We start from the raw sequence: 12,315 nt of genomic DNA on the forward strand, positions 1-12,315 counted from the left end.
GGGTTCAGGTGGTCGACAGCCTCTCGGCGTTTCGCACTGCGGTCTCGAGGTGCCTGTCCGCAGTGCTCAGGTCGAGCCGGGCATCGCTGAGGCTGTCGATCACCTGTTCCTTCGAAGCGCCGTCGGTGGTGCGGTCGAGTGTGTCGAACGCGTCGGTCAACTCCTTGATGCGGTTTTCGAGTGCTTGCAGATCGAACCGCAACCGAGCGGTGCGCTCCACCAGGTCGTCGACGTCCACGGCTGCCCCTTTCATCCCCGGACGAGCTGTCGCATCACCCTACGTCCGTCTACCCGCGAATTCGGGCGTGAAACCCCGCTGCGAGTGGTGGCCTATCGGTACACCAGGCCGCCGTCGATCAGTCCCGCCTGCCCGGTCATGTAGTCGGAATCCGGCCCGGCAAGATACGAGACGTACGCGGCGACGTCCTCGGGTGTCTGCGCGCGTCCGAGGGCGATGCCGCCGACGAACTTCTCGAACGTGGCCCCCTTCGGTGCGCCGGTGAGGGCCGAGAACCGCTCGTCGATGGTGACCCACATGTCGGTGCCGACGACGCCGGGGCAGTAAGCGTTGACGGTGATGCCGTCGGACGCGTACTCCTTCGCCGCAGCCTGGGTGAGTCCGCGGACCGCGAACTTGGTCGCCGAATACACGCCGAGCATCGCGAATCCCTCGTGGCCGGCGATCGACGACGCGTTGATGATCTTTCCACCATGCCCCCGTGTTCGAAACTTGGCTGCCCCGACTTGGATTCCCCACAGCACGCCTTCGACGTTCACGGCGAGGATGCGCGAGACCTCCTCCGGTGTGACGTCGGCGATCGGGTTGACCTGGGCGATTCCCGCGTTGTTGACGATGATGTCGAATCCGCCCAGTTCGCGCTCGGTCCGGTCGACGGCGGACTGCACCTGATCGCGGTCCGTCACGTCGGCGACCAGTGGGATCGCCTTCGCGCCCGCGGCCCGGACCTCGTCGGCCACCGCATCGACCCGGTCGCCGTTGACGTCGACGAGCGAGATGTCGGCGCCGTCCGACGCCAATCGCAACGCGATCGCGCGTCCGATGCCCTGGCCTGCGCCGGTGATCAACGCGACTTTGCCCTTGATGCTCATCCCTAGCTCCTGTCCATTGTGACGGTCCTCACAGGAGAGCCAAGCATCACGAGGGCGGGTATTGAAGGGTTGCACTCGGTTGCACTGTGGTCCCGACCGCCGTCGATTGCGTTCGCCCCCAATCGAAATGGTCGGAGCCCGGCTCTGGTCGAGCACCCACATCCCCGGTAGGCTCGGCCGGGTGAGTGCTACCGGTTCGGTTCGGCACCGCCTTCCCGCCGTCGGCTCGGGCGTCGATCTGCCTCGGCACGCGAGGTTGTTGAGTCAAGTGCACGATGCCGTGCTGTCGGGACGGCAACCGCCCGCGCAGCCGCGCGACGTGGTCGGCCGATCGTGGTCGCGGCTACAAGCGGACGGGGTCAGCCCCGACCGGTGCGAGGACGTGGTGCTCGCCGACTATGCCGAGGTCGAGGCCCGGCGGACGCGAACTGCCCTGCAATCGGTCCTTCCCGAGCTTCGCGACACGTTGACCCAGGTGGCGGAAGACGCGAACTTCATCGTGGTGATCGCGGACGCCGACGGGGTGGTGCTGTGGCGCGAAGGGTCACCTTTTCCCGATGTCGAAGCGTCAGAACTTCTATCCCGGACCGCGTGCAGAGCGTTACCACAATGACCTGCATTTCTCGACGGCCACCCGCGTCGGTGACCTGATCTGGGTGTCCGGTCAGGTCGGGATCGACCCGGCCACCTCGGCGCCCGCCGACGGCATCGAGGCCAGGCACGGTTCGCGTTCGACGGCGTCAAGCAGGCCCTCGAAGCGGCCGGGTCCTCGATGGACAACATTCTCGAACTGCTCACCTATCACACCGATATGGCCCGTGACGGTGAAATTTTCGGCCGGGTCAAGGACGAATACATCAAGGAACCGTATCCCTGCTGGACCGGCATCGGAGTCACACACCTCGCCCGCCCGGAGCTGCTGTGTGAAGTCCGCGTCGTCGCCTACGCCAACGACTGAGGAGCGGTAATGAATTCGACGCAGTCACGCCGGGTCGGACTCTACGGAACCGGACGCGCCGCCGCCCAGCTCGTCGGCGCCATCGAGGCGAGCCCGCACACGCTGACCACCGCCATGGTCTTCTTCGATGAGCAGGCCGGCCAGGACATCGGCACACTCACCGGGGGGCGAGCCACCGGTATCACGGCGACCACCGACCTCGTGGGCGCGATCCGCTCCGGCGACTTCGACGTCCTGGCCTACGCCGGCCTGAAAGGCGAAGTCCTGCATCGGGCGATGGAACTGTGCGCCGATGCCGGTGTCGACCTCGTACACGCCTGCTTCGTCCATCCCCGGGTCAAGCTCGATCCCGAGATGTACTCGCGGTTGCAGACGCGCGCCGAGGGAACCGGTGCGCGCATCGTCGGCACCGGCATGCTGCCTGCACTGCTGAGCAGCGCGCTGCCCGCGCCGGTCTCGATCATCGGCGAATCCTGCTCCGACATCACCGCGTGGGGCCGAGGCGTCCTTGCCGACGAGATGGGCCTCGGCACACTCGCAGACGGTCAACCCGGTCCTGTGGGCGGGGTGCTGCACGAATCCGCGGAGATGATCGCCGATGTCCTCGGCCTCACCGGGTACGAGTCGAAGGTGTACGGCGGATACGTCACGGCCGACGCCGCCACCGAGGTGGCGGGCATCCAGATCAGCCCGGGCGACAGGGTGGGTTTCGACGAGGCCGCGATGGTGGTCCACGACGGTCGCGAACGCGTCCGCATCGCATGGAAGGGACTGCCCAAGGGGTCTTTCGAGGGCTACGAGCGCTCGTTGACGGTCACCGCGATCGGTGGCGACGGCTCCGAGTGCACCCTGAGCATCACCCCGGCACTCGATCCCTATCCGGGTACCGCCGCACGCATCGTGCACGCCGTCGGCGCGCTCGGGGCGCTGCCGGGCGGCCAGCACACCCCCATGCAACTCGGTATCTGAACCAACAAGGTATGGCGTGGGCGCTGTGCGCCGCGCGAACTACGACGACCACGAAGCCTTCGAAAGACCGCCCGCGCCTTCATCGACGCCGAGGTTGTGCCGGTCTTCGGCGAGTGGCTCGTCGCAGGCAACGTGCCGAGGGACTTCTATCGCAGAGTGGCCAAGGAGATGGCCAGGGCCGGAGTCACGTTCGGTGGATCGCCAGTGCACATCTGTGCCTGCCGTACATCACCGAACACGCTCGGCCGACGGCACACACTACGATTGCCCGCTCTACGCCGACAGCCGCGGCGGCACCAGCGAAGTCATGCGCTCGATCATCGCCAAAGGCATGGGTCTCTAGGTTCCATCCGAAACACAAGGAGTGCATCATGAACGGGAGTTCGCTACCGGCCGAAGACGCCGACACCAGATACACCACTTTCACCGGCTGGGTCGACCGGCCCACCGACCTCACCGCACCACTGGACGCCACGATCAGCTGTGACGTCACCGTAGTCGGCGGCGGTCTCGGCGGCATGGCGACCGCGCTGCGACTGGCCGAGCGCGGCGTCGATGTCGTCCTGCTCGAATCGGATTCTTGCGGCTATGGGGCGAGTTCGCGCAATGCCGGACAGATCTCGGCCAAACCGACCGGTGAGCCCCAGATCCTGGCGAAGGTAAACCCGCAGCTGCTGCGTGACCTGGTCCGATTCGCCGGGTCGTCGGTGCAGTTCGCGGAGGACCTGATCAAACAGCTCGGTATCGAGTGCGACTACGAAGCGGTCGGCAATGTCGGGGCGGCAGTCACCAAGGGGCAGATGCGCAAGGCGCTACGCGACGCGCAAGCGCTGTCCGACGCCGGTGCGACACTGCAATTTGGGGACCAGCACGAACTCGGCCTGCCCGACACCTTCCTCGGCGGCCTGCTGACCCCCGCCGGCGGCACGATGAACCCGGTCTCCGGGCGGCCCTGCTGGAATCGGGGGTGCGGGTATTCGAGCAATCGCCCGCACAGTCGGTGGACGACATCGGTTCCGGCGCAACGGTGACTACCCCGCTCGGCCGGGTGCGCGCGAAGAAGGTGGTGCTGGCCAACAATGCGTGGGCGCCCGAACTCGCGATCACGCCGCAGCGGCTGTCGCGGCCGGTGTGGGTCAACATGATCGAGACCGCACCGGTCGAGCGCGAGCGTATCGAGGCGACCGGCTGGACGAGCCGTTCGGGCTTGGCGACCAAGCACAACGTAATGGAGAGCTATCACGTCACCCCGACCAACACGATCGCCGTCGGGGTGCGTCGGCTGCAGATCGGGAAGAACCCGATTTCCGACCGCATCTCCGATCCCGTAGTGGTGGCCGACCTCACCGATGCCTTCCGTGCGCGGTTCCCGTCGCTGCGTGATGTGCCCGTGACCAAGACCTGGGGTGGCTGGATCGCCATGACGCCCTCGCGGGGCCCGTGGCCGGTAAGGCGTCGAAGAACGTCTACTACGCGATCGGTTGCAACGGTCATGGGCTCGGCCAGGCACCCTACCTCGGTAGCCTCCTCGCCGATCGCCTCACCACCGACGAAATCCACCCGGACATAATGCCGTGGTGGCAGTCGGAGAACCACTTCCCCCGTTCGCTGTACCTGCACAACCCGGTGCTGCGGGCGGCGTGGCTGGCGGACCGGATCGGCGACCGCCGCGCGGGCCGTTAGTGGATGGTCGTCGCGGGGCGGGCCCCCGAGCTCGCGACAAACCGAACCGGCTGGTCCAGAGGTCGCGACTGGGTCCATGCGTGGTGTTCGGCGCGCTGCGAGACTTGAATATCAGCCGTCGGCGGCGCTTGGCGTGTGCCGCTGGCTGTCGGTCGGGTGACCGCGGCCCAGTCGTCGACGACTAACCCCCGTCTCGGACCTCGCGCAGGTGCAGGCACACCTCGTCGATCGCTTGCTTGGCCTGAGCGAATGCGCCGATCTCGGTGACAAAGCCGTGGAAGACGCCGGCATACCTGGTCAGCGAGACGGGTACGCCGTCGCGCCCCAACTGTGCCGCGTAGGCCTCGGCGTCGTCCCTGATCGGGTCGACCTCCGCGGTCAGGATCAGGGCAGGCGGCAGACCGCGCAGCGACTCGGCGCGCATCGGTGCGGCGAGATGGTCGCCGCCCGAGTGGTGCTCGCCGACGTATTGCTCCCAGAACCAACGGGCGTCCGCGGCGCTCAGCATCGGTGCGTCGGCGAATTCCGACCACGACGACGCGGTGAATGTCTCGTCGACGGCGGGGTAGGCGAGTACTTGCGTCACAGGGAGGGTGCTGTGCTCGTCGCGTCGGTACAGGCACAGGGCGGCTGCGAGATTGCCGCCCGCGGAGTCGCCCCCGACGGCGATGTAGCCCGGATCGATACCGAACTCCGATGCTGTCCGGCTCAGCCACGCGTACGCGTCGAGGCAGTCTTCCAGCGCTGCGGGATAGGGGTTTTCGGGAGCCAGCCGGTAGTCCAGGGACACGACCACCCATCCGGATCCGGCGGCGATCGCACGGCACAGCTCGTCGGCCCCGTCCAGAGTTCCCAGAACGAAACCGCCGCCGTGCAGATAGACGAGAGCAGGCTTGTCGCCGTCCAGGGCGACACCGTCCGGGCGATATAGACGAGCCCGGATCGAACCCGCACGGGTCGGCACGGTCAGTTGTTCGACATGGTCCAGCGGCGTGATCGGCTCGGCGGGTGGTGCCGTGTTCACGAGCGCTCGAGCCTGCTCCGGTCCCAGCTCCCGAATGGGCTTCTGCAGCACGCGGGTGATCATCTGGGCCACGGCCTGAGCCTGGTCGTCGAGCAGATTCCACCAGGTGGGAGCGTCCTCATTCATCTCGGAACCTCGCTAGTCATTGACAAGAAGTGATCTGTGCCTCACGATCATAGTCGAATGACTCAGACGTATGACGATGAAGTCACGTTTCATGGGGATCCGCTGCTGACGGTGTACCGCGCACGCGATCTCGTCGAAATCGAAAGGACAGAAGGATGACCGAAACGACGATCGGCTCCGCGACGCGCGGGGACGACGCGGTCGACGGGGTCGACATTCGGATCGAGGACGATGCGAGTCCGATCGTCCGGTTGATCGGCCGGACCATCGCCGACTCCGTCCGCGCGAACGGTGTGGACTCCGTGGTGGCGGTAAACGGCATTGTCGCCGTCCGCTCCCACGACACCCCGCAGGCTGCGACGATCAGCATCTACGACGGTGTCGTCGCGGTATCGAGCGGTGTGTTCGTCGAGCCCGACCTCACGCTGACCGTCGACCTGAACGCGCGGCTCGCGCTGGTCGGCGAGCCTGTTGCCGCAGGCGACGACGATCTCGCTGCCGCGACGCTGACACTGCTGTCGCCGCCGCTGCCGGACTGGAAGGCCGCCGCGGATTCGTTCTGGGCCGCGGCCCGGTCGGTGCCGGGGATCCCCGACATGCTCGTCGCGATCACGGAGGGCCTCGAGGGGCTGGATCAGCACGTCGTCGGCGAGGGCGAGACCCACTATGTCATCGCCGGCCCGCCGGAACTGCTGGCCGGCATCTTCTCGGGCGCCGACGACCTGATCGCCGCCCTGTCCACAGGTCTGATCGGCGTGCGCGGCACGTTCTCTCAGCTGTCGGTGCTGGTCGCCGCATCCTGGAAGGTTCGTTACGATGTCTGAAAACACCTACACCGCAACAGATCTCAAGACGCCGGTGCACACGGTCCGGCTCGAGTCCACCAACCACGACGGCAGCTTCCTCGGCAAGAACCTGGCACCCAAGAAGTTCACCGCGAGCGCGGGCTCGGGCTTCGCGATGGCCGATCTCCTGTTCGGCCTCGACCTGGGCAACGCCCCGACCTTCGGCTTCGCCTTCCCTGAGTGGCGTGGGCACGTGTCCGACGTGCAGTTCCGGCCTGACATGTCGACGCTGGTGCAGTGGGAGCCGGGTCTGCAGTCCGTGATCGGTGACTACTGGCAGGCCGACGGCAGCCCCATCGGGACCTGTCCGCGCAACCTCGCCCGAAAGCTGGTCGACCGACTCGCCACGCACGGCTTCACCGCGACCGTCGCGGTCGAGATCGAGGCCACCCTGTTCGAGGAGTCCATCCACGAGGCCCGGGCCAAGGGATACCGCGACCTGACCCCACTCGGCGGGTCAGCCGGAACCGCGTACCACCTCGCGAAGTCGAAGGACTGGATCGACTACATGTCGGCGGTCGCCCGTCGCCTCGACGAGATCGGCATCGAGTGGGAAGCGTGGAGCGACGAGGACGCTGCAGGTCAGGTCGAACTCAACCTGGTTCCCGGCGACCCGATCTCGGTCTGCGACAACTGGGCTCGCGCCCGGCAAGTGATGCGCGAGGTGGCCTTCGAGCGCGATCACACCGTCACCTTCATGGCCAAGCCGACCGCGGGCTACGGCCAGGCCTCCCACGTCAACCTCTCTCTGCAGCGCGACGGGGTCAACGCGTTCTACGCCGAGGACGGGCCGTCGCCCACGATGCGGCACGCGGTCGGCGGACTGCTCGCGACCATGTGCGGGGCGGCATCGGTCATGCTCCCGCAGATCACCTCGTACCGCCGCCTGGTCGACTTGAGCGGCCCGCCGACGACGATTACCTGGGGCATCGCCAACAAGAGCACCGCGGTGCGCGCAGTGTGCGGTCACCCGGCGTACTCCCGCCTCGAATACCGCGTTCCCGGCGCCGACGCGAACCTGTACCTCGCGGTCGCGGCCATTCTCGCCGGTGTGATCGCCGGCCTCGACGGCGAGATCGAGCCACCCGAGCCGGTCAGCGACTTGGCGTGGTGTGTGCCCGACCTCGAGCGGCTGCCGAACACCATCACCAAGGCGGCCGCCGCGCTGGAGACCGACCTGATCCTGCGCGAGCAGCTCGGCGACGAGTTCGTCGACTACTGGGTCGGTACCCGGCGCTGGGAGTGGATGCAGTTCCACACTGCAGGCGGTGATCCGTTCGCCGAGCTTTCCGAATGGGAGTCGGCGCGATACTTCGAGTTCCCGTGAGCGGGGGGAACGCGACGCCGGGCACGATCCGGCCGATGATCGGCATCACCGGTCGACGGGTCCGGCTGGGGCTGGTCGACGGGCTGGACAAGCGCTACGGTCACCTGCTCACTGACACCTTCATGTCCGACTTCTCGGACCGGATCGCCAGGGCCGGAGGGATTCCGGTGAACCTGCCCTACGATGCCGAGCCGGAGGCACTCTGCCACTGGCTGGCGGGCGTGGTCATCACCGGAGGTCAGGATGTTCATCCCGCGTACTGGGGCGGCGATCTGTCGGTGGTCCGTGACGTGGATCCACGGGATAATCCGATGGTCCACGACCCCGAGCGGGACGAGTACGAGATCGCGCTCGTGCGTGCCGCACTCGCCAGACATATCCCGGTGCTCGGGGTGTGCCGGGGCCTGCAGGTCCTGAACGTCGCTCTGGGCGGCACGTTGATCGCGGACCTGCCGCCCGGCTCCGTCGGGCATCTGTCGAGTTCACCCCCGCTCACCGACGGTGCCGACGACCACAAGGTGACGTTCGAGCCCGGCTCGATCGCGGAAAGTCTGTTCGGTGCCGGCGCGGTGACCAATTCGTGGCACCACCAGGCGGTCGACCGCTGCGGGACCGGCCTGGTGGTCACGGGGCGTGCGGCCGACGGCGTCGTCGAGGCGGTCGAGCTGCCGGGGGCCGCGGTGCTCGGTGTCCAATGGCATCCCGAGTGGATGGAACGTGACGATCCGGCGCTGAGCTGGATCGTCGCCGAGGGCAACCGGCGGATCTGACTCAGGGAAGACTGTCGGCCGCCACCGAAGGGTGGCGGCCGACAATTACTTTCGGGTCAGCGCACGATCACTCCACGCTGACCCAGGACACGAGCGAGCGCATGGCTTCCTCGGGCGAGGCCGGCTTCGGGGCCGGGGGCGCGGGGGCATCGCCGAGGTGGGCGGCCATCCAGGCGTCGAGCACGCCGAGGATGAGCTCGATCTGCGGCTCCGCCGCTGTGGGGTCGGTGAAGACCAGCCAGTTGAGCGCGAATCCGTCGGACAATGTGGACACGATGTAGGTCAGTGCGTCGATGGTGTCCGGGTCGACCGGCTGGCCTGCAGCGGTCGCGGCGGCCTCGAGGATCGCTCGCAGGGTCGCGGATGCCTCGTTGTACACCATCTCGGCCTGCTGGCCTTCCTGACGCTGGCCCCAGCTGATCAGCTCGACGATCGCCGCGCCGAAGTCCGGGTTCGCCAGGTACCACTCGATCACGCCGCGTAACAGGGCGCGCGCGGTGGTCGCTACGTCGCCATGGACATCGTTGCGCGTCAGCACTTCTCGATACTGCCCGGCGACGTGCTCGAAGACCGCCGCGAACAGCACCTCCTTCGCGGCGAAGCAGTAGTGCAGGGTGGCCAGCGGAGCGTTCGCCTCCTGCGCGATACGGCGTGTGGTGGCGCCGTCGACCCCTTCGGCAGCGATCACGCGCACGGCCGCCGCCACCAGTTCGGCGCGACGTTCGGCGGCGGGAATGCGACCCATGCCCTCTCCTGTCAATAGATGTGAACGGATGATCAAGTCGGTTCCAACACTACCAGTCGGAACGGGTGGGCGGGGTGCCGTATTTCCCCGAAGAACCGTCGTGAGGTGCGTGCAACAACCAAACAATAGTCATATGCCTTGATCGGATGACTCACTTGGCTTAGGGTATGAGCCGGATCACATAGGCGGGTCGGCGCACTCCGATGCGACCAACGCCGGTTTCGAAGGAACAGACCCGTCATGACCGACGAACTCACGTGTCTCACTCCCGACGCCACCACAGAAGCCATGGTCGACGTGATCATGCGAGACGGCGGCGTGATCATCGAAGGAAGCAATTCATGACAGAGATCCACCAGCAAGCCGGACTCGGCCGCGCGGGGACTGCTCGCCCCGCGCCGAACAAGGCAGTGCTCATCGGTGTCGGCACGCTGCTGATCGTCCTGACCAACGCGGTCATCTTCATCCTGCCGCCGCTGTTGCCGATCATCCAGGCGCAGTACGGCCTCGCCACAGTAGCCGAGACGACGTGGCTCTACACGGCGCTGACCCTCGGCGGGGGAGCGGGCTTCATCTTGCTGCCGCGCCTCGCCGATCTGTACGGCGACCGTAACGCCGCGGTGGCGGCGTCCGCATTCCTTACGGTGGGCGCGCTCGTTCCGGCTGCCGGCGACTCGTACTCGACCCTTCTGGTCGGCTGTATTCTCATGGGATTCGGGGGCGCGGCGCAGCTGCTTCCACTCGGTTTCCTGCGCCGCAATCTCGGCGAGGACGGTATCACGGTGGGTGTCGCGGTTCTGGTCATCGCCACCGGTGTCGGCATCGTCGTGGGCATGATCGGCGGTGGCTTCATCGTCGAGAGTCTCTCGCTGCGAGGCTTTTTCATCATCCTCACCATAGTGTGCGCAGTGACGGCCATTGCGTGTTATGCCGTGATCCCACACACCCCGCCTGCTGAGCGTTCCGGCCGCATCGCGGTACTCGGCACGGTGTGGATGATCGCTTGGGTCGCGGCGATCCTGCTGACTCTGACGCAAGGCCTCGTGTGGGGCATCGCGGCACTCATTCCGTTGTTGGCCGGCATCGTCGGGGGCATCGCCTGGGTGCGCGTCGAGCGCCGCTCGACCTCGGCGGTGTTCGACGTCGCACTGATGAAGGCGCCGTTGGTCACCGCGTCGTGCTTGTGTATCGCATTGTTCGCCGCGGTGAACTCGGCCTTTCTGCTGCTGCTCAGCACGTACGCCCAGATCACTCCCGAAAATCTTCGTCCCGCGGACGCCTACGGACTCGGGCTCAGCGCGCTGCAGACCGGCTGGCTCATGGCACCTTTCGCGGCGGCGTTCCTGATCCGCGGAAGCGTACTCGACCGCGCCTTGTTCAACGGCCGTGGTGTGACCGTCTTCGTCATCGGAGCGCTCATCAGTGCATCGGGGCTGGCCTGGCTCGCCGTCGCGCACGACCAGCAGTGGCACTACCTCGTGGGTGCTGCCGTCATGGGTCTCGGGATCAGAATCGGCTACGCAGCGGGGTTCACCATGGTGCAGATGGCAGTGCCCGAGGAGAAAGCCGGGATGGCGGCCGGTATCGCCGGCACGTCCATGGCCGTGGGGTTCGCCTTCGGCACGGCGCTGGTCAGCGCCGACCTCAGCGCCTCGCTGGTTCCGGTGGTCGGAACCGGTCTCGAGGTCGCTGCCAAGGGCCTCTACGGCATCGGCTACTGGTTATCGGGACTCCTCGCCCTGCTCGTCGTGGTGAGCGTGCTGGTCTCACGCGCCCGGTCCGGTCGGCGCGTCGGCGCTGCCGCGTCCTGAAAGTGGCTGGGTCGTTGCCGCCCCAGACCTGGCGCGATGATTCGTGCGGGCGGCCGCTGCCGTGGCGCTCATCATCACTCCACGCTCATTCAGGACACGAGCTTGGCGGGGGAGGCCTGCGAGGGACTGGCCGCCGGGGCGGAGGTGTTGCCGAGGTGGGCGGCCATCCAGGCGTCGAGCACGCCGAGGGTGAGGTCGATCTGTCGTTCCGCTGCTGTGGGGTCGGTGAAGACCAGCCAGTTGAGCGCGAATCCGTCGGACAATGTGGACACGATGTAGGTCAGTGCGTCGATGGTGTCCGGGTCGACCGGCTGGCCTGCAGCGGTCGCGGCGGCCTCGAGGATCGCTCGCAGGGTCGCGGATGCCTCGTTGTACACCATCTCGGCCTGCTGGCCTTCCTGACGCTGGCCCCAGCTGATCAGCTCGACGATCGCCGCGCCGAAGTCCGGGTTCGCCAGGTACCACTCGATCACGCCGCGTAACAGGGCGCGCGCGGTGGTCGCTACGTCGCCATGGACATCGTTGCGCGTCAGCACTTCTCGATACTGCCCGGCGACGTGCTCGAAGACCGCCGCGAACAGCACCTCCTTCGCGGCGAAGCAGTAGTGCAGGGTGGCCAGCGGAGCGTTCGCCTCCTGCGCGATACGGCGTGTGGTGGCGCCGTCGACCCCCTCGGCAGCGATCACGCGCACGGCCGCCGCCACCAGTTCGGCGCGACGTTCGGCGGCGGGAATGCGACCCATGCCCTCTCCTGTCAACAGATCTGAACGGATGATCGGGTCAGCTTCCGGCTACCTAGTCGGAATGGACAATCAGGCCGCCATATCGGCGAGATGATCACCTTTTGGTGAGTGATCCTACTTGCTCATGTTCATAGGTCTTGATCATTTGACCGTGTTCTTCTAGGCTATGACCGAGACCACAGTCCGGCGCCATCGGTGATCGGA

At 66.8% G+C, this 12,315-nt stretch carries 11 protein-coding genes and 2 pseudogenes; 8 read left to right on the top strand and 5 right to left on the bottom strand.

Going from position 1 to position 12,315, the window contains the following annotated elements; translation table 11 throughout:
• Window positions 1-4: 4 nt before the first annotated feature.
• Together FND50_RS09085 and FND50_RS09090 are read right to left on the bottom strand one after the other, a co-directional pair.
• Complete coding sequence (locus FND50_RS09085; RefSeq protein WP_005258415.1) at window positions 5-238, bottom strand: hypothetical protein; 234 nt, start codon at window positions 236-238, stop codon at window positions 5-7.
• A 92-nt stretch (window positions 239-330) separates the two neighbouring features.
• Window positions 331-1,110, bottom strand: a complete 780-nt coding sequence (locus FND50_RS09090) for an acetoin reductase (protein ID WP_144285509.1) — start codon at window positions 1,108-1,110, stop codon at window positions 331-333.
• Between the two features lie 127 nt (window positions 1,111-1,237).
• On the opposite strand from FND50_RS09090, the pseudogene FND50_RS09095 reads away from it, so the two are divergent.
• From FND50_RS09095 to FND50_RS09110, 4 genes and pseudogenes are all read left to right on the top strand, one after another.
• Window positions 1,238-1,657: pseudogene (locus tag FND50_RS09095) on the top strand (transcriptional regulator); the annotation flags it as partial.
• Window positions 1,658-1,762: 105 nt separating this feature from the next.
• Complete coding sequence (locus FND50_RS09100) at window positions 1,763-2,068, top strand: Rid family hydrolase (protein ID WP_260851025.1); 306 nt, start codon at window positions 1,763-1,765, stop codon at window positions 2,066-2,068.
• A 9-nt stretch (window positions 2,069-2,077) separates the two neighbouring features.
• Window positions 2,078-3,037, top strand: coding sequence for a hypothetical protein (locus FND50_RS09105; protein WP_144285510.1), 960 nt, complete (start codon window positions 2,078-2,080; stop codon window positions 3,035-3,037).
• A 518-nt stretch (window positions 3,038-3,555) separates the two neighbouring features.
• Window positions 3,556-4,607, top strand: a pseudogene (locus tag FND50_RS09110) (NAD(P)/FAD-dependent oxidoreductase).
• A 294-nt stretch (window positions 4,608-4,901) separates the two neighbouring features.
• Here the strand turns inward: FND50_RS09110 and FND50_RS09115 are convergent.
• Complete coding sequence (locus FND50_RS09115; protein WP_144285511.1) at window positions 4,902-5,870, bottom strand: alpha/beta hydrolase; 969 nt, start codon at window positions 5,868-5,870, stop codon at window positions 4,902-4,904.
• Between the two features lie 155 nt (window positions 5,871-6,025).
• Here FND50_RS09115 and FND50_RS09120 point away from each other — a divergent pair, with 155 nt between their 5' ends.
• From FND50_RS09120 to FND50_RS09130, 3 genes are read left to right on the top strand one after another with little or no spacing between them, the layout of a single operon-like run.
• Window positions 6,026-6,694, top strand: a complete 669-nt coding sequence (locus FND50_RS09120) for a hypothetical protein (RefSeq protein WP_144285512.1) — start codon at window positions 6,026-6,028, stop codon at window positions 6,692-6,694.
• Complete coding sequence (locus tag FND50_RS09125) at window positions 6,687-8,042, top strand: glutamine synthetase family protein (protein WP_144285513.1); 1,356 nt, start codon at window positions 6,687-6,689, stop codon at window positions 8,040-8,042. The genes FND50_RS09120 and FND50_RS09125 overlap by 8 nt, the downstream gene beginning before the upstream one ends.
• Entirely contained in the window at window positions 8,039-8,812 is a 774-nt protein-coding gene (locus FND50_RS09130) for a gamma-glutamyl-gamma-aminobutyrate hydrolase family protein (RefSeq protein WP_144285514.1), read from the top strand. Before FND50_RS09125 ends, FND50_RS09130 begins: the two co-directional genes overlap by 4 nt.
• A gap of 67 nt (window positions 8,813-8,879) precedes the next feature.
• Here the strand turns inward: FND50_RS09130 and FND50_RS09135 are convergent, their stop codons facing one another.
• Complete coding sequence (locus tag FND50_RS09135) at window positions 8,880-9,557, bottom strand: TetR/AcrR family transcriptional regulator (protein WP_144285515.1); 678 nt, start codon at window positions 9,555-9,557, stop codon at window positions 8,880-8,882.
• 341 nt (window positions 9,558-9,898) lie between these two features.
• Here FND50_RS09135 and FND50_RS09140 point away from each other — a divergent pair, with 341 nt between their 5' ends.
• Window positions 9,899-11,368, top strand: a complete 1,470-nt coding sequence (locus tag FND50_RS09140; protein ID WP_144285516.1) for an MFS transporter — start codon at window positions 9,899-9,901, stop codon at window positions 11,366-11,368.
• Window positions 11,369-11,457: 89 nt separating this feature from the next.
• Here the strand turns inward: FND50_RS09140 and FND50_RS09145 are convergent, their stop codons facing one another.
• On the bottom strand, window positions 11,458-12,111 hold the full coding sequence (locus FND50_RS09145; protein WP_144285517.1) for a TetR/AcrR family transcriptional regulator: 654 nt from the start codon (window positions 12,109-12,111) through the stop codon (window positions 11,458-11,460).
• Window positions 12,112-12,315: the final 204 nt, after the last annotated feature.

This window comes from Rhodococcus sp. WB9 (genome assembly GCF_007558985.1).
In the GTDB taxonomy this organism is placed as follows: domain Bacteria; phylum Actinomycetota; class Actinomycetes; order Mycobacteriales; family Mycobacteriaceae; genus Rhodococcus_F; species Rhodococcus_F opacus.

What these genes read in the sequence shown, in the direction of transcription:
- FND50_RS09090 (WP_144285509.1), bottom strand. Translation starts at nt 1,110, where the DNA reads ATGAGCATCAAGGGCAAAGTCGCGTTGATCACCGGCGCAGGCCAGGGC.
- FND50_RS09115 (WP_144285511.1), bottom strand. Translation starts at nt 5,870, where the DNA reads ATGAATGAGGACGCTCCCACCTGGTGGAATCTGCTCGACGACCAGGCT.
- FND50_RS09125 (WP_144285513.1), top strand. Translation starts at nt 6,687, where the DNA reads ATGTCTGAAAACACCTACACCGCAACAGATCTCAAGACGCCGGTGCAC.
- FND50_RS09135 (WP_144285515.1), bottom strand. Translation starts at nt 9,557, where the DNA reads ATGGGTCGCATTCCCGCCGCCGAACGTCGCGCCGAACTGGTGGCGGCG.
- FND50_RS09145 (WP_144285517.1), bottom strand. Translation starts at nt 12,111, where the DNA reads ATGGGTCGCATTCCCGCCGCCGAACGTCGCGCCGAACTGGTGGCGGCG.
- FND50_RS09120 (WP_144285512.1), top strand. Translation starts at nt 6,026, where the DNA reads ATGACCGAAACGACGATCGGCTCCGCGACGCGCGGGGACGACGCGGTC.
- FND50_RS09140 (WP_144285516.1), top strand. Translation starts at nt 9,899, where the DNA reads ATGACAGAGATCCACCAGCAAGCCGGACTCGGCCGCGCGGGGACTGCT.
- FND50_RS09105 (WP_144285510.1), top strand. Translation starts at nt 2,078, where the DNA reads ATGAATTCGACGCAGTCACGCCGGGTCGGACTCTACGGAACCGGACGC.